Genomic DNA, 19,259 nt, shown 5'->3' on the forward strand with positions numbered 1-19,259 from the left:
GAATGGCCGGCTCATCTCTAAGTTACAAAACCGGTTATTTGCGCGAGAAATGCACGACCAGACGGTCGCCCACCATTTGCAACACTTGCACCAGGATCAGCAGCAACACCACGGTGACGATCATCACGTCAGTCTGGAAGCGCTGATAACCGAAACGGATCGCCAGGTCACCCAGACCACCGGCGCCGACCACACCAGCCATCGCCGTGTAGGACACCAGTGTAATCGCCGTCACTGTAATCGCCGCGAAGATGCCCGGACGGGCCTCTGGCAGCAAAGCGTTCATGATGATCTGCCGCGTGGTCGCGCCCATCGACTGAGTCGCTTCGATGATGCCGCGATCAACTTCACGCAGCGCGGTTTCCACCAGACGCGCGAAGAACGGCGTAGCGCCGACCACCAGCGGCGGAATCGCACCGGCCACGCCCAGCGACGTACCAGTGATCAGCACGGTGAACGGGATCATCACGATCAACAGAATAATGAACGGCAGTGAACGCAGGATGTTCACCGCCAGCGACATGACTGCGTAGAAGCCACGGTTTTCCAGGAGCTGACGCGGGCTGCAGAGGAACAGCAACACGCCCAGTGGCAGGCCGAGCAGCACGGTGAACAGCAGCGAACCACCGAGCATCAGCATGGTGTCGCCGGTCGCCAGCCAGATTTCATACCAGTCGATATTGGTGAAGAAACTGATCAGGTCTTCCATTAGCGCAATACCTCCATGTGAACGTCAGCGGCGGTGAAGCGGGCGAAGGCCGCTTCCATGTCGCCACCGGTGACGGCGAGGGTCAATTGCCCGTACGGAATGTCTTTGATGCGGTCGATGCGACCGGCGAGGATGCTGTAATCGACGCCGGTTTCCCGGGCGACGGTGCCAAGCAATGGCGCGTAGGTCGCTTCGCCCTGGAAGGTCAGACGCACGATGCGGCCGGGCACGTGAGCGAAGTCATCGCGCTGCTCGCTTTCGTCGATCTGCTCGCTTTCCTGCACAAAACGCTTGGTGGTCGGGTGCTGCGGATGCAGGAACACATCGGCAACCGAACCTTGCTCGACGATTACGCCGGCATCCATCACGCCGACCTGATCGCAGACACGGCGGATCACATCCATCTCGTGGGTGATCAGAACGATGGTCAGTTTCAGCTCGCGATTGATCTCGGCCAGCAATTGCAGGACCGACGCCGTGGTCTGCGGGTCGAGCGCGCTGGTGGCCTCGTCGCACAGCAGGATTTTCGGCTTGGTCGCCAGAGCGCGGGCGATGCCGACGCGCTGCTTCTGGCCGCCGGACAATTGCGCCGGGTACTTCTTTGCGTGATCGGACAGGCCGACGCGCTTGAGCAACTCGGCGACGCGCTTGTCGATGTCGCTGCTCGACAGCTCACCGGCCAGGGTCAGCGGCAACGCAACGTTGTCGGCCACGGTCTTGGAGGCGAGCAGGTTGAAGTGCTGGAAGATCATCCCGACTTGCTGGCGGAAACGGCGCAGGCCGTTGGCGTCCAGCGCGGTGACTTCTTCGCCATCGACGATGATCTTGCCGCCACTGGATTGTTCCAGGCGATTGATCAGCCGCAGCAGGGTACTTTTGCCCGCACCGGAATGACCGATCAGGCCGAAGACCTGACCGTTCTCAATCGTCAGACTGGTCGGGTGCAGGGCGGGAATGTCCTTACCGGCGACGCGGTAAGTCTTGTGGACGTTTTGAAACTCGATCACGTAGCGAACCTTGTGGGGCGCGTTAGAAAAGGATCAGCGGTTAGCCGGGCGCGCATTTTAGCCTGTCCGTATAGAGGTTCTTAGCATTTATTTCGCAATTAACCTTCGATTTGGCAATAACAAGATCAAAGGTCATAAAAAAGGAACGCCCAAAACCCTCATCAGTCACTAAGTAAGCGACTTGAAAACCCTGGGTACCGTGCCCGGGAACCACTCAAGAGTCCCCGACACGCATCGGGGTCAAACGAGGAGTTTACGACTGATGAGCAGCAAGAAGCCTACCTCCGACAAAAGCCAGATGGCCGGGACCGATACCAAGGATCGCGCCAACACCAATGCCAAACTCGACAGCCTGGAGAAATTCCGCTCCGACGCCACCGGGCAGGCGCTGCGCACCAATCAGGGTGTGAAAGTCGCCGACAACCAGAACACCCTCAAGGCCGGCCCGCGCGGGCCATCGTTGCTGGAAGATTTCATCATGCGTGAAAAGATCACGCACTTTGACCATGAACGGATCCCGGAGCGCATCGTTCACGCTCGCGGCACCGGCGCGCATGGTTTCTTTCAGGCTTACGAGAACCATGCAGCGCTGACCAAGGCTGGTTTCCTACAGGATCCGGGGAAAAAGACGCCAGTGTTCGTGCGTTTTTCCACCGTGCAAGGGCCGCGGGGCTCCGGCGACACCGTGCGTGACGTGCGTGGCTTCGCGGTGAAGTTCTTCACCGACGAAGGCAACTTCGACCTGGTCGGCAACAACATGCCAGTGTTCTTTATTCAGGACGCGATCAAGTTTCCCGACTTCGTCCACGCGGTGAAACCCGAGCCGCATAACGAGATACCGACTGGCGGTTCGGCGCATGACACGTTCTGGGATTTTGTTTCACTGGTGCCGGAATCGGCGCACATGGTCATCTGGGCGATGTCCGACCGGGCGATCCCGAAAAGCCTGCGCAGCATGCAGGGCTTCGGCGTGCACACCTTTCGCTTGATCAATGCCGAGGGCAAATCACGCTTCGTCAAATTCCACTGGCGACCTACAGCCGGCACTTGCTCGCTGGTCTGGGACGAGGCGCAGAAGCTTGCGGGTAAGGACACCGACTACCACCGTCGCGACCTCTGGGAAGCTATCGAAATGGGCGACTACCCGGAATGGGAGTTGGGCGTGCAGGTTATCGAGGAGGAAAACGAGCATGACTTCGATTTCGACATCCTCGACCCGACCAAGCTGATCCCCGAAGAGATCGTGCCGATCACGCCGCTGGGCAAAATGACCCTGAACCGTAACCCGGACAACTTCTTTGCCGAAACCGAGCAGGTTGCCTTCTGCCCGGGCCACATCGTACCGGGGATCGACTTCTCCAACGACCCGTTGCTGCAAGGTCGGCTGTTTTCCTACACCGATACGCAGATCAGCCGACTCGGCGGCCCGAATTTTCACGAACTGCCGATCAACCGCCCGGTGGCACCGTTCCACAATGGCCAGCGCGATGCCCAACACCGCACGGTGATCGACAAGGGGCGTGCGTCCTACGAGCCGAATTCGATTGATGGCGGCTGGCCAAAAGAAACCCCGCCCGCCGCGCAGGACGGTGGTTTTGAAAGCTATCCGGAACGCATCGACGCGGCGAAGATTCGCCAACGCAGCGAGTCATTCAGCGATCACTTCTCCCAGGCACGGCTGTTCTTCAACAGCATGAGCGCGCATGAGAAAGAACACATCATCGCGGCCTACAGCTTTGAGCTGGGCAAGGTTGAGCGTGAGTTCATCCGGGCGCGTGAGGTGAACGAGATTCTCGCCAACATCGATCTGGAGCTGGCCAAACGTGTTGCGGCCAATCTAGGTCTGCCTGCGCCGAGCAAAGGCACGGTGGAGGTGCGCAAAGTGTCGTTTGATCACTCGCCTGCATTGAGCCAGGCGAATCTGTTGCCGGAGAACATCAAGACACGGAAAGTGGCAATTCTTGCCGCCAACGGCGTCGATGGTGCGGCGATTGATGCGATGAAGAAGGCTTTGGCGGCTGAAGGGGCGCATGCGAAGTTGCTGGGGCCAACTTCGGCGCCGGTTAAGACGGCAGATGGTAAATCATTACCAGTGGATGCTTCGATGGAAGGCATGCCGTCAGTGATTTTCGATGCGGTGTTTGTGCCGGGTGGCGCGGCGTCGATCAAGGCGTTGAGCGGTGATGGCGTGGCGTTGCATTACCTGCTGGAGGCGTACAAGCATTTGAAGGCGATTGCGCTGCACGGCGATGCCAAGCAGTTGCAGGATTTGCTGAAGCTGGAGGCGGATGCTGGGTTGCTGCAGGGCAAGGATGTGTCGGCGTTGACCAAGCCGTTCTTTGCTGCGATCGGGCAGCATCGGGTTTGGGATCGGGAGCCTAAGGCGAAAGCCATTCCAGCCTAAGGATCTTCGCTGGCTGGCAGGGCGCTATCGCGAGCAGGCTCACTCCTACAATTTGATCTGGGTATGACACAAAATCTGTGTTCCCCAGAGATCCTCTGTAGGAGTGAGCCTGCTCGCGATGCTTTTTAAGGTTTACGCGGACTCAAAACCATCTGCGCCGGCACCGTGCGCAAGATCTGCTTCTGAATCTGCAGATCGAAATCCGGATTGAGTTTCTTCACCCGCTTGGTCAACAACGTCGACAACCACGGGTAGTCGTTGGTACGCGGCGCCTGAATGCTCACCGAGCACTCGTAATTCACCACATCGGCGGCGATCGCATCCAGTTGACGACGAAGTTTGCGGCTATCGGTGATGTTCAGCGCAACCGTAGTGCTTTCGGCGGTCGGGTCGATCACTTTGGCTTTCGGCTTGGCTTCAGCCGCCAGCAACGCGGCTTCAGCCTTTTCCAGCTCAGCCTTGCGCGCTTCGGTGATTGCACCATTGACGCCACCGGTCAGCGCCGGCGCCTTGGGCATCAGCACGCGGGCACGGCTCAATGCCGTCGCGGCCGCATTCACATCACCCTTTTGCAGGACGATCTGGCTGCGGCGCAAATACGCCTCGGCCAGTTGCCGCTGGTATTGCTCAAGGGATTGATCGTTTGGGGTTTCAGCCTGCAAGGCGGCCAATTGGTCTTCGGCGGTGGCCAGTTCGCTGCTGGCCAGGCTTTGCTCCAGCTGTGCGATGGCCGTAGCCCGCGCATCGGGAACTTCAGCCACCGGCGGCGTGCTTTGGCAGGCGCCCAGCAGCACTGAAAATGCAACAAGGAGCAGATAACGGGAGGCGAACGGCTTCATTCCTGCGACTCTCTAATTGCGCAAAAAGCGAGCAAGTCTACACCCCTCGACGGGGCAGAACAAAACTCAGCAGAAACAGTGCGGCCGCCGTCACAACGATTGACGGGCCGGCCGGGGTGTCCTTGAACCACGACAACGCAAGCCCGCCACACACGGCGAGCATGCCCAGCAGGCTCGCGCCCACTGCCATCTGCTCTGGCGAACGGGCGTGACGCTGTGCCGCAGCCGCCGGGATGATCAACAGCGAAGTAATCAGCAACACACCGACAATTTTCATCGCCACCGCGATCACTACCGCAATCAACAGCATCAGCGCCATGCGCAGACCCGCCACCGGCAGGCCTTCGACTTTGGCCAACTCTTCATGCACGGTGACCGCCAGCAATGGCCGCCACAGCGTCACCAGCAGCACCAGCACCGCCGCGCTGCCGCCGAGGATCCACGCCAGGTCGGTCGGGCTGATCGCCAGCAGGTCACCGAACAGATAGGCCATCAGGTCGATCCGCACTTCATGCATGAAGCTTAGTACTACCAGCCCGAGCGAGAGCGTGCTCGGTGCGAGAATTCCCAAAAGCGTGTCGGACGCTAGCGGTTGGCGCTGTTGCAGCGTTACCAGCAGCACCGCCAGCAGCAGGCAGCCGACTGTTACCGCGACCGTCGGGCTGACATCCAGCAGAAAACCCAATGCCACGCCGAGCAATGCCGCGTGGGACAGCGTGTCGCCGAAATAGGCCATGCGCCGCCAGACCACGAACGAACCCAGCGGACCTGCAACGATCGCCAACGCCAGACCTGCAAGCAGGGCATACAACAGAAAATCAGCCATGCTTGCAGTTGTCTCCATGAACGTGAGGTTGGCCAGTAACCGGCCCTTTGACCACCGAACCGTGCAGATCGTGAGCATGGTCGTGATGATGGTGATAGACCGCCAGACTCTGGGCGTTCTTGCCGAACAGTTCGACGAACGCCGGATCGCCGCTGACCTGCTCGGGATGCCCTGAGCAGCAGACGTGGCGATTGAGGCAGACCACCTGGTCGGTGGTGCTCATCACCAGATGCAGATCGTGGGACACCATCAATACGCCGCAGCCATGGCGGTCACGCAGACGGGTGATCAGGCTGTACAGCTCGGCTTGCCCGGCGACGTCGACGCCTTGCACCGGCTCGTCGAGCACCAGCAATTCCGGCTCGCGCAGCAGCGCCCGGGCCAGCAGCACACGCTGCATTTCGCCGCCGGAAACGGTCTGCACCGGGCTGTCGATGACATGCTCGGCGCCCACTTCCTTCAACGCCGCCAACGCACGCGGGCGATCAACGCCTGGCACCAGGCGCAGAAAGCGCAGCACCGAAAGCGGCAGGGTCGGATCGACATGGAGTTTTTGCGGCATGTAACCGACGCGCAGTTTCGGCTTGCGCCAGACACTGCCGCTGTCCGGCTTCAACAGCCCGAGTACGGCGCGCACCAGCGTGGTCTTGCCGGCGCCGTTGGGGCCGATCAGGGTAACAATCTGCCCCGGCTCGACGCTCAGCTCGATGTTGTCCAGCACAGCCTGCCCGGCAAACGTGACGGCGACCTGTTCCAGACGGATCAGCGCGTTGCTCATCAAGCCCCCTGGCAACCGGAGCAAAGACCGACAACTTCGACGGTCTGTGCTTCGACGATGAAACCGACGTCCCTGGCGCTGTTGATGATCGCGTCGCTGATCACTTTTTGCTCAAGCTCGATGGCAGCGTGGCAGTCGCGGCAAATCAGGAACTGGCCCTGATGCGCGTGTTCCGGGTGGACGCAGCCAACGAAGGCATTGAGCGAGGAGATGCGATGCACCAGGCCGTTTTCCAGAAGGAAATCCAGCGCGCGGTACACCGTTGGCGGCGCAGCGCGGCGGCCATCCTGCTCGCTGAGCACGGCGAGAATGTCGTAGGCGCCCAGCGGCTTGTGGCTCTGCCACACCAGTTCCAGCACCCGGCGACGCAACGCGGTCAGGCGCAAGCCTTTCTGGGCGCACAAGGTATCGGCCTCGGACAAAGCGCTGTGCACGCAATGAGAGTGGTCGTGGGGACGGCTGGCAATCGGTGTAATAGGCATGGGCGGCGACGAGTTTTGATAGAGACGTTATTATGTTACCCGTTCTCGCCTCCTTGAGTGGTCATCGTGTCCCGACTTTTTTCTGTTTTTGTGGCATTTGTCGCCAGTTTTCTGCTGATCGGTTCGGCTCAGGCCGAGGTCAAAGTCCTCACCAGCATCAAGCCGTTGCAGCTGATTGCTGCGGCAGTGCAGGACGGCGTGGCGATTCCCGAAGTGCTGCTGCCGCCCGGCGCCTCGCCACACAATTACGCCCTGCGCCCGTCCGACGTACGGAAGGTGCAGTCGGTGGATCTGCTCTACTGGATCGGCCCGGACATGGAAGGTTTCCTGCCGCGCGTGCTGAACGGTCGTACGCTACCGAGCGTGGCGGTGCAGGATCTGCCAGGGATGAAACTGCGGCATTTCGCTGAAGACAGCCACTCCCACGCCGAAGAGGCCGACGAGCATGATCACGATCACCGTCCGGGCACACTGGACGCACATTTGTGGCTATCGCCGGTCAACGCGCGGGTCATTGCCGACAAGATGGCGGCTGACTTGAGCGCTGCCGACCCGGCCAATGCCGAGCGTTATCAGAGCAACGCCAAGGCCTTCGACGAGCGTCTGGATGCGCTGGATGTGCGTTTGAAGAAGCGTCTGGCGGGTGTTGAAGGCAAGCCTTACTTCGTCTTCCACGAGGCGTTTGATTACTTTGAAGAGGCTTATGGTCTGAAGCACACGGGCGTGTTCAGCGTGGCAGCCGAAGTGCAGCCGGGCGCGCAGCATGTCGCGGCGATGCGCAAGCGTTTGCAGGAAGTCGGCAAGACCTGTGTGTTCAGCGAGCCGCCATTGCGTCCGCGCCTGGCCGAGACACTGGTGGCAGGTCTGCCGGTAAAACTGGCTGAGCTGGATGCGCTAGGCGGGTACACCCCGGCGACCGCTCAGGGCTATGAGCAGGTGCTGGAAAAGTTGGGCAATGATCTGGCGGGATGCCTGGAATCGCTGTAACAAACCAAAACCTGTGGCGAGGGAGCTTGCTCCCGCTTGAGTGCGCAGCACTCACAAAAATCTGGCTGACTGCCAGAATTTTGGGGCCGCTGCGCAGCCCAGCGCGAGCAAGCTCGCTCGCCACAGTTTCAGAGGGCGAAAGGTAGCGGAGTCTGAACCTGCTGCCGCTGCGCCAAGCGCTGTTCAAATTCCTGCGGATCGTGAATCAGCACATCCTGCCCGGCAAACTGCTCAGCCGCGATCAACCGTGACAGCCAGAACCGCACACAGGCCACGCGCAACATCGTCGGCCACAACTCGGCCTCAGCCGCCGTGAACGGGCGTAATGCCGCATAAGCACCGAGGAACGCCCGCGCCCGGGGGCCATCAATCACTCCGTCGTCGTCAGAACACCAGTCGTTCAAGGCAATCGCCACGTCGTAGAGCATCGGCCCCGAGCAGGCGTTGTAGAAGTCGATCAGCCCGGTCAGGTGAGTGCCTTCGAACATCGCGTTATCGCGAAACAGGTCGGCATGAATGTTTGCCCGCGGCAGCGCGAGAATCTTCTCTTTGCGCTCGGTGATTTCATCCAGGGCTTTTTGCAGCAAGGCACGCGGCTCATCGCTCAGGTGCGAGAGCAACTCGGCGCCCTCCTCCAGCATCCAGTCCAGGCCACGATCGGTCTTGCGTTTGATCATGCGCTCGCCTTGGGTCGCCAGGTGCAGATGCGCCTGCAACTCACCGACCTGCGCGCAATGTTGAGCATTGGCGACTTTGATGTGCTTGCCCGAAAGGCGCGGCTGCAACAGCGCCGGTTTGCCCTTCAGCTCACGCAGGGCCACGCCGTCGGTGGTGCGCAGCGCATAAGGTACCGGCAGATCAGCCTCGTGCAGCACGTCGAGCAGGTCAATGAAGAACGGCATCTCCTGCACCGGGCCACGCTCGACCAGGGTCAGGACGAATTCGCCCTGCTCCAGACTGATGAAGAAATTGGTGTTTTCACTGCCGGCGGCGATCCCCTGGAAATCAAGCAGACGGCCGAGCCCGTAAGGGGCGAGAAAGGTTTCCAGCTCGGGCCGAGCCAGGGGAGTGAACACAGACATGGTTAAAAACTGCTCAGTTCTGGCGCCGCAGTCAAAGCGGCGCCGATTAAAATTAAGAGGCTACTTCCATTCGAAAATCTTCCACGACGGAATCAGCATATCCGGCTGATCCGAGCGGATGAAGTTTGCATCCGTCCCATCGGCACGCACCAGAAAGTACGGAGGAAAGCCTTTCTTGGTGACTTTGATCGCATACAGGAAACCGTTCTGACGATACTCCTGAATGGTCTTGTCGCCTTCCGTGCGAATGGTTACCTCCGGGTCCGCTGAGGGCGCATCATCGGCAGCGAACGCGGCCAACGGTGAGACAGCAATCAGACCGACCAGCAGCAAGCGATTTAACGTACGCATGATAACCTTGTCCCTTTGTCGTCAACGGTCCCGCTATTCTAGCGCCGGACCCGCCGAAAAGGTTGATCCTGCTCATGAGCCAAGCCCCCCTCGTCCTGGTGGACGGTTCGTCTTACCTGTACCGCGCTTTCCACGCCCTGCCACCGCTGACCACTTCCAAAGGCCTGCCGACCGGCGCGGTCAAGGGCGTGTTGAACATGCTCAAGAGTCTGCGCAAGCAGTACCCGGACAGCCCGTTCGCGGTGGTTTTCGACGCCAAGGGCGGGACCTTTCGCGATGAGATGTACGCCGAATACAAGGCCAACCGCCCAAGCATGCCCGACGACATGCGCGTGCAGATCGAACCGCTGCACCAGAGCGTGATCGCGCTCGGCTTCCCGTTGCTGTGCGTGGAAGGCGTCGAGGCCGACGACGTGATCGGCACCCTCGCCCGCAGCAGCGCGGCGGCGGATCGGCCGGTGGTCATCTCGACCGGCGACAAGGACATGGCGCAACTGGTCGATGGCCACATTACCTTGGTCAACACCATGTCCGGTAGTTCGATGGATGTGGAAGGCGTGAAGGAGAAATTCGGCGTCGCACCGGAGCAGATCATCGATTATCTGGCGCTGATGGGCGACTCTTCCGACAATATTCCGGGCGTTCCAGGTATCGGCCCGAAGACCGCTTCCGGCCTGCTGGTCGGCGTCAACGGCGGTCTCACTGAGTTGTACGCGAACCTCGACATCGTGCCGACCCTGCCGATTCGCGGCGCGAAGACCCTGCCGGCCAAGCTCGAAGAGCATAAGGAGATGGCGTTCCTCTCCTACCAACTGGCGACCATCAAGGTCGACGTGCCGCTGGACGTCGAACTCGACGACCTGCAAATGGGCGCGGAAGACCCGGCCAAGCTCTACGAGCTATACACCCTGCTGGAATTCAAAAGCTGGATCAATGATCTGGATCGCGACGCCAAACGTCTGGAACTGAGCGCTGCCGCCGAGCCTGCGCCGGCCGGCGATCTGTTCAGCGCGCCAGCGGAAGAGGCACCCGCCGCTCCCGCTGAAGCCGCTTACGAAACCATCCTCGATCAGGCGCGTTTCGACGTCTGGCTGGAAAAGCTGAACAACGCCAAGCTGTTCGCCTTCGACACCGAAACCACCGGCATCGACGCACAACAGGCGCAACTGGTCGGTCTGTCGTTCGCCGTGCAGGCCAACGAGGCCGCGTATATCCCGCTGACCCACTCCTACATCGGCGTGCCGGAACAACTGGATCGCGACACCGTGCTGCGCGCACTCAAGCCGATTCTGGAAGACCCAAGCAAGCTCAAGGTCGGCCAGCACGCCAAGTTCGACATGAACATCCTGGCCAACTGCGCCATCGGCGGCGATCAGAACCAAGGCATCACCGTGCGTGGCATCGCTTTCGACACGATGCTTGAGTCCTACGTGCTCAACTCCACCGCCACCCGTCACGACATGGACAGCCTCGCGCAGAAGTACCTGGATCACACCACCGTGAGCTTCCAGGACATCGCTGGCAAAGGCGCCAAGCAGCTGACCTTCGACCAGATCGCTCTGGAACAGGCCGGGCCGTATGCTGCGGAAGATGCCGACATCACCCTGCGTCTGCACCAGACCTTGTTCGAAAAACTCAGCGCCATCCCGAGCCTGGCCAGCGTTTTGACCGACATCGAGATTCCGCTGGTGCCGGTGCTGGCGCGCATCGAGCGTCAAGGCGCGTTCGTCGATGCTGAACTGCTCGGCATCCAGAGCATTGAGCTGGGCAACAAAATGGTGGCGCTGGAGCGCGAAGCGTTCGAGATCGCCGGGGAAGAATTCAACCTCGGCTCGCCGAAGCAACTGGGCGTGATCCTCTACGAGAAGCTCGGTCTGCCGGTGCTGAAGAAGACCGCCAAGGGTCAGCCGTCCACCGCTGAAGAAGTGTTGGCGAAACTCGCTGAAGACGATCATCGCTTGCCGAAGGTACTGATGGAGCACCGTTCGATGAGCAAGCTGAAAAGCACCTACACTGATCGCCTGCCGGAGCAGATCAACCCGCGCACCGGACGCATCCACACTTCGTATCACCAAGCGGTAGCGTCGACCGGGCGTTTGTCCTCCAGTGATCCGAACCTGCAGAACATTCCGGTGCGCACCGCTGAGGGCCGGCGTATTCGTCAGGCTTTCGTCGCGCCGAAAGGCTACAAACTGCTGGCGGCGGACTATTCGCAAATCGAACTGCGGATCATGGCCCACCTGTCCAAGGACGAAGGCCTGATGAACGCCTTCCGCAATAATCTCGACGTGCACACCGCGACCGCTGCCGAAGTGTTCAAGGTCGAACTCAACGAAGTCACCTCCGACCAGCGCCGTGGCGCCAAGGCGATCAACTTCGGCCTGATCTACGGTATGGGTGCGCAGAAGCTCGGCAAGGACATCGGCGTCGACACCAAGACCGCCAAGGCCTACATCGACACCTACTTCGCGCGCTATCCAGGGGTTCGCGAGTACATGGATCGCACTCGCGCCCAAGCGGCGGATCAGGGTTATGTCGAAACCTTCTTCGGCCGTCGCTTGTACCTGCCGGAGATCAACTCCAACAAGCCGCAGGAACGCGCAGCAGCCGAACGCACGGCGATCAACGCGCCGATGCAGGGCACCGCAGCCGACATCATCAAGAAAGCCATGGTGGCAGTGGATAACTGGCTGGCGACGTCCGGGCTGGACGCCAAAGTCATCCTGCAGGTGCACGATGAACTGGTGCTGGAAGTTCGCGAGGATCTGGTCGAGCAGGTCAGCAGCGAGATTCGCGTACACATGAGCGAAGCGGCGAAACTGGATGTGCCGCTGCTGGTCGAAGTCGGTGTGGGCAACAATTGGGATGAGGCTCACTGAGCCATTTGAACCCGGTCCGCCGCGACCTGTTGTCGCGGCAGCGCCGGTAATACCTGCTTATTTCGAAAAGCACTTGGGATTATTCCAAAGCTTTTTGAAAAAAATCTGAACTAATCTGGAAGGACACTACTCAGAGTTACTGAATGGCTGGTGAAGCCCTTCGATGCTCCTATGTTGTGTTAAGTGTTGGCAGATATCTGAACCCCGCCCTAGCGGTTCGGAACTTGAACCCCGGAATTTCTCCCTCCCCAATGAAATCCGGGGCTTTTTTTGCCCAAAAACTGGCTGTGATGCCGTCATGCTGCGTTAAAAGCACCGCTAAAAATGCTCATTTAGGTCCCCTAAACTCCGCTTTTTAGCGATGCTTTCGCCTTGCCTGCCAGCACCACAGACAGTTTTGAAATTGTCTTACTCGGCAGTCGCCTCGGTGCCTTTGTCTGCCAGTTCCATCCAGCCTGCCAGGACAGTGTAGGCCTCTTCCAGGCCCATGCGTTTTGGCGCGGAGAAGAGCTGGATGGTGACCAGGTCGCCCCAACCCTTGCGAATTTCCGACTGCACCTTGAGCAGGGTGTTCTTGGCTGCGCCGTAGGTCAGTTTGTCGGCCTTGGTCAGCAGGATGTGCATCGGCATGCCGGCTGCAACAGCCCAGTCGAGCATCAGCAGGTCGAAGTCGGTCATTGGATGACGGATGTCCATCATCAGAATCAAACCCTTCAAACTCTCGCGGCCACCGAGGTAAGCCTCAAGGTGACGCTGCCAGTGCATCTTCAACGGGATCGGTACTTTTGCGTAACCGTAGCCCGGCAGGTCGACCAGACGCCGATCTTCGTCTAGCTTGAAGAAGTTCAACAGCTGTGTGCGACCCGGGGTTTTCGAGGTGCGCGCCAGGCTGGCGTGAGTCAGGGTGTTCAGGGCGCTGGATTTGCCGGCGTTGGAACGACCGGCGAAGGCCACTTCAAAGCCCTCGTCGTCAGGGCACTGATCGACTTTGGCGGCACTGAGCATGAACGTGGACTGTTGGCACAGGCCGAGGATGGGATTCTTGAGTTGCATGGGATTTCCGATGTGGGCGGCGCCGGGATTGGGCGCGGAACGCGGTGTCGCTTCCGTTTCAGTGACGCCAGTATATAATGCCGCAGATTTTGTGTGTGCTTTGTCCCAGCGTAGGATGAAGTTCACGAGAGCGACAGACCTTGATTGCGCATTAGAACGCAGAACGCTCTCAACCCTGAAAAGGTCGTTTCAATGGCTGCTGGCTACCGGACTCTTGATGCCGCTTTACAGCGCACAGGCTACACAGGATCCGGAAGCCGTGTACAACCGTGTTTGTAGTGCCTGTCATTCCGGCCAACTGCCCTTGGCGCCAAAAACAGGCGATCAGGCAGCCTGGACGCCGAGGTTGGCGAAAGGTATGGAGACGCTGGTGCAACACGTGACCCAGGGTTTCAAGGCGATGCCGCCGCGTGGTTTGTGCATGGACTGCAGTGCCGAGGATTACCAGGCCATCATCCTTTGGATGAACGAGAGTAAACCCGGTCCATAACTCTTAACCCTTAGCCGTAGTTGGATTAGCTGATGAACAAACTGATCGTGAGTCTGCTGTTGACCGTGGGAATCTCAGGTTTCGCCCATGCTGCCGGTGATGCCGCCGCCGGGCAGGCAAAAGCCGCCGTATGCGGAGCCTGCCATGGCCCGGACGGCAACAGCATGGCACCAAACTTTCCAAAACTGGCAGGTCAAGGTGAACGCTACCTGACCAAGCAACTGCACGACATCAAGTCGGGCAAGCGCACCGTTCTGGAAATGACGGGCCTGCTGACCAACCTGAGCGATCAGGATCTGGCCGACATCGCCGCCTATTTTGCCAGCCAGAAAGGCAGCGTCGGCGCTGCTGATCCGAAGATCGTTGCTCGCGGTGAGGCGCTGTTCCGCGGCGGCAACCTGGCCAAAGGCCTGCCCGCCTGCACCGGTTGCCATTCGCCGAACGGTGCCGGTAACGCCGCTGCCGGTTTCCCGCATCTGGGTGGACAACACGCTCAATACATCGCCAAACAGCTGACCGATTTCCGCAAGGAAGAAGGCGGTCGCACCAACGACGGCGACACACTGACTATGCAGACCATTGCCAAACGGTTGAGCGACGAAGACATCGCCGCCGTCTCCAGCTACATTCAAGGTCTGCACTAAGACCCACGGATCGAGCGTTGTCGGTGAGAGATATCTCTTGCAATGTTAACGCTCGATTAATCCGCCGCAGCAAGTATAAAAAGGGTGGCTTTGGCCGCCCTTTTTTGTGGCCGCTGCCGTTACACTACAGAACTCATGCCCGCCAGGATCTGTCTGAAAACAGGTCGCGCGAGGCGACCAAAATTGTCCAGGAGTAAAGCATGCGTAATCTGATCATCAGCGCCGCTCTCGTCGCTGCCAGCCTGTTTGGCGTGACTGCCCAGGCCGCCGAAGCCCCTGCCACCCCATACGTTGAATTGGCCAACCCGGTACCGGTTGCCGAGCCTGGCAAGATCGAAGTGGTCGAGCTGTTCTGGTACGGCTGCCCGCACTGCTACGCCTTCGAGCCGGTGATCAATCCATGGGTTGAAAAACTGCCTTCCGACGTCAACTTCGTGCGCATCCCTGCCATGTTCGGCGGCCCATGGGACGCTCACGGTCAAATGTTCCTGACCCTGGAAGCGATGGGTGTCGAGCACAAGGTTCACAACGCCGTGTTCAACGCCATCCAGAAAGAACACAAGAAGCTGACCGACAAGAACGACATGGCTGACTTCCTCGCCACCCAAGGCGTGGACAAGGACAAGTTCCTCGCCACGTTCGACTCGTTCGCCATCAAGGGCCAGATCGTCAAGGCTCGTGAACTGGCCAAGAAGTATGAAATCACTGGCGTTCCAACCATGATCGTCAACGGCAAGTACCGCTTCGACATCGGCTCCGCCGGTGGTGCCGAGCAAGCCCTGCAACTGGCCGACCAACTGGTGGCCAAAGAGCGAGCGGCAACCAAGGCTGCTGCCAACTAAGCGCGGCAACTGCCATGCGCCGCTGGAAGCCTGAACGCATCGTTGGCCTGCATGATCCGCAGGTCAACGAACATCACCTGGCGTCCACGGGACTGCCAGCGGATCATCGCCTGCGTTTGCTCAGTTTCAATATCCAGGTCGGCATCAGCACTGAGCGCTATCGGCACTACCTGACCCGCAGCTGGCAGCATTTGCTGCCGCACACCGGGCGCTCAGGCAATCTGCAAAAGATCGGCGACCTGCTCGGCGACTTCGATCTGGTCGCCCTGCAGGAAGCCGATGGCGGCAGCCTGCGCTCAGGCTACGTCAATCAAGTCGAACACCTGGCCCATCTCGGCGCCTTCCCCTACTGGTACCAACAACTCAATCGCAACCTCGGCCGACTGGCTCAGCACAGTAATGGCGTGCTCAGTCGTCTGCGTCCGTGGGCGATCGAAGACCACCCGTTGCCCGGCCCGAAAGGTCGCGGTGCCATCCTGCTGCGTTTCGGCGAAGGCCCGGAAGCGCTGGTGGTGGTGATGATGCACCTGGCCCTTGGCGCGCGGGTGCGCAGCCTGCAATTGGGCTATATTCGCGAGCTGATCGGCGGCTACAAACACCAAGTGTTGATGGGTGACATGAACACCCATGCCAGCGATCTGCTACAACAGTCACCGTTACGCGATCTCGGCTTGCTGGCCCCGCAGGTGGAAGCGACATTCCCCAGCTGGCGCCCTCAGCGTTGCCTTGATCATATTTTGCTCAGCCCGACCCTGACCCTGGAAAAGGTCGAAGTGCTGGCGCAACCCATTTCCGATCACCTGCCGGTCGCGGTAGAGATTCGTCTGCCGGGTTCGCTCACGGCCGATGCATTGCCCGCGTTGAGTCCTGCCCCTCGCGGAACCCCTGAATGAGCGACGACGCCCAGCGCTGGAAAGAGAAGTACCTCAAAAGCATCGAACAACAGGACAAGCTCGAACGTCGCTGGGCCGCCCGGCTCGACTTGCTGCGTCGCGGTCTGGTGCGCAGCACGCTGGCAGCCGAAGGCACCGACCGCGTCGTTGATCAATGCATGAAAGAGATGCGCGACGTGGTGCGCACCGACGACATGGACGCCGGCCTCGCCGCCCTGTTGCCGCGTCTGGAAAAAGCCGTGCTCGATTCCGAGCAGCGCCGCGAGACCCGCATTGATCAGGTCAGCACCGCGCTGACGTCTCTGGTAACCCAGTTGCAAGCGCTGCCGCTGCCGCGAGAAGTCGCCCAGCCACTGAAGAAGTTCGCCAAGCAATTGGACAGCCGTGTAGGTCAGGCACGGGAAATGCCATTGCTGCTGAGCGAGCTGAGCAGTTTGCAGGGCAAGGCGTTGAGTCAGTTGGAAACGCCACCAGAGCCCGGACGGCCGGGATTGTTGCAGCGTCTGTTTGGCAACCGTGACAGCGACGAGGTGCCTGCGCCTGCTACGCCCGAGCACGTGGCGCCAGTCGAACAGCTGCATGTCGCTCCTGCACCTGCATCCGAACCTGTGCAAACTGCGCCTGTCGCCGTCGCTGAACCGGCGGTGGTCACTACGGTAATCAAAGACACTGCGCCAATCGCAGTAGTGGAAGTACCAGCGCCCCCAGCTCGGCCGGAAACAGACGTGGTTACCTTCGTTCCGCCGACAATCGCTACCGAAGCGGCCTTCCCGATTGAAGTGGAATCCATCGCGCCCGAGCCTGAATCCGTTGTGGCTCCAGCTCCAGCTGCGATCCCACACCCAGTCGCACCAGCCGCTTTCAACCCCGACGAATTGATCCATCCCGGCGATCCCGCGCCGCTGTTCCTCGACAGTCTGCCCCTGCCCGAGCCCATCGCTCAGGCACTGGCGGCCATCGACCCGGAGCAGTCCGAGCACGACATCCTCTTTGCCCTGCCGGATTCGCCGGAGCCGTCCTACAGCTCCGTAGCCAAACACATCGAAGATACGCTGATCGGCCTGCTCGACGACCTGACGCTGCCCGAGCGCCACCGCCCACAAGCTGAAGCCATGCGTGAAAGGCTCAAACATGGGCTCAACTGGTACGAACTGATACCGATCCTCGACGATCTGGCGACGTTGATGCTGGCAATCACCGACAGCGGCCAGCACGAGTTCGAAGCTTACCTGCAGCAACTCAACGAACGCCTCGAAGCGTTTCAGAGCAACCTGCAGGCCGCCAGCGAAGGGCATGCCGACAACAGCTCGGCGGCGCGAGCGATGGACACGCAGATCCGTGAGCAAGTCGATGGCTTGCAGACCAGCGTCCAGGAAGCAGCGGACCTGGACGACCTCAAGCAAGTGCTGGAGAACCATCTTGAAGGCTTGCTCGGCACCATGGACCAACACCAGAAGCAGCGCGATGCTCGCGAGCAGGAAGTCGCGGCACGGCTTAAAGGACTGTCCGAGCGCGTCGCGCATATGGAGCAGGAAGCGCAGGGCTTCCGCGAACACCTTGAAGAACAACGCCAGAAAGCCCTGATCGACCCGCTCACCGGTCTGCCCAACCGCGCGGCGTGGAGCGAACGTCTCGAGCATGAAATCAAGCAATGGCAGCAACACGGCAACACGTTGAGCCTGGCGATGCTCGACCTCGATCATTTCAAACGGATCAACGACAACTATGGTCACCTGGCGGGCGACAAAGTCCTGAAGATCATCGCCACCGTGCTGCGCAAACGTCTGCGCGGCTCCGACTTCATCGCCCGGTTTGGCGGCGAAGAGTTTGTTCTGCTGCTGCCGGCGACTCCGCCCGCAGTCGGTGCAAAGCTGCTGGAAACCTTGCGCGCGGCGATCGAGGCCTGCCCGTTTCACTTCAAGGGCGAGCGCGTGACCATTACCATTTCCATGGGTCTGGCGTCGTTCAGGGCGGGAGAACACAGCGATCTGGTGCTTAAAAGAGCCGATCAGGCGCTGTACAGAGCCAAAAACGCCGGACGTAATCGGGTCGAGCTGGGCTGAGCGAATTGTTCCATTTTGTTTAAATCCGCCCGCTGACCGTCTGCACGCAAGGCATTACGTTACACTGTTGCATTATTGTCTTGCGTATACTGCCTTCTGCCATGAAATTTTTTACCCTCCTCGCGTCCCTGCTCGTTCTGGCCGGTTGTGCCAGCGGCCCGCGTTATGACACCAGCCATCCTTCTGCCAATCACGACAGCCGCATCCAGTTCGTGATCGTGCATTACACCTCGGCGTCGCTTGAGCGTTCGCTGCAATTGCTGACCCACGGTGAAGTCAGCAGCCATTACCTGATCGGTGACGACAATCGCGCCACCGTCTACAAGCTGATGGACGAAAACCAACGCGCCTGGCACGCCGGCGAAAGCCAGTGGCAGGGGCGAACCTGGCTCAACTCCAGCTCGATCGGCATCGAAATTGTCAATCCGGGCTTCAAGGACACCCCGACCGGTCGCCTGTGGTTTCCCTACAGCGAAGCGCAGATTCAGGCGCTGATCGCCCTGCTCAAGGACATCAGCCAGCGCAACGGCATCAGCCCACGCCACATCATCGGTCACAGTGACATCGCACCGTTGCGCAAACTCGATCCGGGGCCACTGTTCCCGTGGAAGCGTCTCGCCGCCGAAGGCCTGGGTATCTGGCCGAACGAGCAAGCCGTGGCCCGCCAGCAAGCCCTGTTCAACGGCGGTGAACTGCCGAGCATCAGCTGGTTCCAGGCTCAACTGGCCCACCTTGGTTACGACACGCCGCAAACCGGCGAACTGGATGTCGCCACGCGCCATGTGCTCGCGGCATTCCAGATGCACTTTCGCCCGGCGCGTTTCGACGGCACGCCGGACGCACAAACGGCGGCGCTGCTGCTGGTACTCAATCAGACAAAATAATGACGCCCGCCCGACGGTCAGGGCGAAATTGCAATCAGCAGCTATA

At 60.1% G+C, this 19,259-nt stretch carries 18 protein-coding genes; 9 read left to right on the forward strand and 9 right to left on the reverse strand.

The genetic code is table 11. The features are described 5' to 3' along the window. Positions 1 to 34: 34 nt before the first annotated feature. Entirely contained in the window at positions 35 to 709 is a 675-nt protein-coding gene (locus tag JFT86_RS06160) for a methionine ABC transporter permease (RefSeq protein ID WP_103302932.1), read from the reverse strand. Further along, the gene (locus JFT86_RS06165; protein WP_201236132.1) at positions 709 to 1,716 is read right to left on the reverse strand and encodes a methionine ABC transporter ATP-binding protein; all 1,008 of its coding nucleotides are present in this window, start codon (positions 1,714 to 1,716) and stop codon (positions 709 to 711) included. The genes JFT86_RS06160 and JFT86_RS06165 overlap by 1 nt, the downstream gene beginning before the upstream one ends. A gap of 262 nt (positions 1,717 to 1,978) precedes the next feature. On the opposite strand from JFT86_RS06165, the gene katE reads away from it, so the two are divergent. Beyond that, positions 1,979 to 4,120, forward strand: a complete 2,142-nt coding sequence (gene katE, locus JFT86_RS06170) for a catalase HPII (protein ID WP_201236133.1) — start codon at positions 1,979 to 1,981, stop codon at positions 4,118 to 4,120. Positions 4,121 to 4,245: 125 nt separating this feature from the next. On the opposite strand, the gene JFT86_RS06175 is transcribed toward katE, so the two are convergent. The 4 genes from JFT86_RS06175 to JFT86_RS06190 are packed head-to-tail and all read right to left on the reverse strand — an operon-like array spanning position 4,246 to position 7,045. Further along, entirely contained in the window at positions 4,246 to 4,959 is a 714-nt protein-coding gene (locus tag JFT86_RS06175; protein WP_201236134.1) for a PA5502 family lipoprotein, read from the reverse strand. Between the two features lie 37 nt (positions 4,960 to 4,996). After that, positions 4,997 to 5,785 (reverse strand): zinc ABC transporter permease subunit ZnuB, encoded by a 789-nt coding sequence (gene znuB / locus JFT86_RS06180; RefSeq protein ID WP_201229599.1) that lies wholly within the window; start codon positions 5,783 to 5,785, stop codon positions 4,997 to 4,999. Then, on the reverse strand, positions 5,778 to 6,563 hold the full coding sequence (gene znuC, locus JFT86_RS06185) for a zinc ABC transporter ATP-binding protein ZnuC (protein WP_201236135.1): 786 nt from the start codon (positions 6,561 to 6,563) through the stop codon (positions 5,778 to 5,780). Before znuC ends, znuB begins: the two co-directional genes overlap by 8 nt. After that, a complete protein-coding gene (locus JFT86_RS06190) occupies positions 6,563 to 7,045 on the reverse strand; it encodes a Fur family transcriptional regulator (RefSeq protein ID WP_166222181.1) in 483 nt (160 codons plus the stop codon). Before JFT86_RS06190 ends, znuC begins: the two co-directional genes overlap by 1 nt. A 66-nt stretch (positions 7,046 to 7,111) precedes the next feature. Here JFT86_RS06190 and JFT86_RS06195 point away from each other — a divergent pair, with 66 nt between their 5' ends. Continuing rightward, on the forward strand, positions 7,112 to 8,032 hold the full coding sequence (locus JFT86_RS06195; protein ID WP_201236136.1) for a zinc ABC transporter substrate-binding protein: 921 nt from the start codon (positions 7,112 to 7,114) through the stop codon (positions 8,030 to 8,032). A 128-nt stretch (positions 8,033 to 8,160) separates the two neighbouring features. On the opposite strand, the gene JFT86_RS06200 is transcribed toward JFT86_RS06195, so the two are convergent. After that, positions 8,161 to 9,114 carry a homoserine kinase gene (locus tag JFT86_RS06200; RefSeq protein WP_201236137.1) on the reverse strand — a complete coding sequence of 318 codons (954 nt, stop codon included), beginning with the start codon at positions 9,112 to 9,114 and terminating at the stop codon, positions 8,161 to 8,163. 60 nt (positions 9,115 to 9,174) lie between these two features. Continuing rightward, positions 9,175 to 9,465 (reverse strand): DUF2782 domain-containing protein, encoded by a 291-nt coding sequence (locus tag JFT86_RS06205; protein ID WP_201236138.1) that lies wholly within the window; start codon positions 9,463 to 9,465, stop codon positions 9,175 to 9,177. Positions 9,466 to 9,539: 74 nt separating this feature from the next. Here JFT86_RS06205 and polA point away from each other — a divergent pair, with 74 nt between their 5' ends. After that, complete coding sequence (gene polA / locus JFT86_RS06210; RefSeq protein ID WP_201236139.1) at positions 9,540 to 12,344, forward strand: DNA polymerase I; 2,805 nt, start codon at positions 9,540 to 9,542, stop codon at positions 12,342 to 12,344. A gap of 408 nt (positions 12,345 to 12,752) precedes the next feature. Here the strand turns inward: polA and yihA are convergent, their stop codons facing one another. Beyond that, a complete protein-coding gene (yihA, locus tag JFT86_RS06215; protein WP_201236140.1) occupies positions 12,753 to 13,397 on the reverse strand; it encodes a ribosome biogenesis GTP-binding protein YihA/YsxC in 645 nt (214 codons plus the stop codon). A gap of 217 nt (positions 13,398 to 13,614) precedes the next feature. On the opposite strand from yihA, the gene JFT86_RS06220 reads away from it, so the two are divergent. The 6 genes from JFT86_RS06220 (at position 13,615) to JFT86_RS06245 (ending at position 19,213) form a co-directional block, all read left to right on the forward strand. Continuing rightward, positions 13,615 to 13,887 (forward strand): c-type cytochrome, encoded by a 273-nt coding sequence (locus JFT86_RS06220; RefSeq protein WP_201236141.1) that lies wholly within the window; start codon positions 13,615 to 13,617, stop codon positions 13,885 to 13,887. Positions 13,888 to 13,919: 32 nt separating this feature from the next. Then, positions 13,920 to 14,531 (forward strand): c-type cytochrome, encoded by a 612-nt coding sequence (locus tag JFT86_RS06225; RefSeq protein WP_201236142.1) that lies wholly within the window; start codon positions 13,920 to 13,922, stop codon positions 14,529 to 14,531. A 200-nt stretch (positions 14,532 to 14,731) separates the two neighbouring features. Further along, positions 14,732 to 15,373: a thiol:disulfide interchange protein DsbA/DsbL gene (locus JFT86_RS06230; RefSeq protein WP_201236143.1), complete on the forward strand. Its 642-nt coding sequence runs from the start codon at positions 14,732 to 14,734 to the stop codon at positions 15,371 to 15,373. Positions 15,374 to 15,387: 14 nt separating this feature from the next. After that, a complete protein-coding gene (locus JFT86_RS06235; protein WP_201236144.1) occupies positions 15,388 to 16,266 on the forward strand; it encodes an endonuclease/exonuclease/phosphatase family protein in 879 nt (292 codons plus the stop codon). After that, on the forward strand, positions 16,263 to 18,329 hold the full coding sequence (locus JFT86_RS06240) for a GGDEF domain-containing protein (protein ID WP_201236145.1): 2,067 nt from the start codon (positions 16,263 to 16,265) through the stop codon (positions 18,327 to 18,329). Before JFT86_RS06235 ends, JFT86_RS06240 begins: the two co-directional genes overlap by 4 nt. 101 nt (positions 18,330 to 18,430) lie before the next feature. Then, on the forward strand, positions 18,431 to 19,213 hold the full coding sequence (locus JFT86_RS06245) for an N-acetylmuramoyl-L-alanine amidase (RefSeq protein ID WP_201236146.1): 783 nt from the start codon (positions 18,431 to 18,433) through the stop codon (positions 19,211 to 19,213). Positions 19,214 to 19,259 lie beyond the last annotated feature (46 nt).

It is taken from the genome of Pseudomonas sp. TH06 (genome assembly GCF_016651305.1).
Taxonomy (GTDB): Bacteria; Pseudomonadota; Gammaproteobacteria; order Pseudomonadales; family Pseudomonadaceae; genus Aquipseudomonas.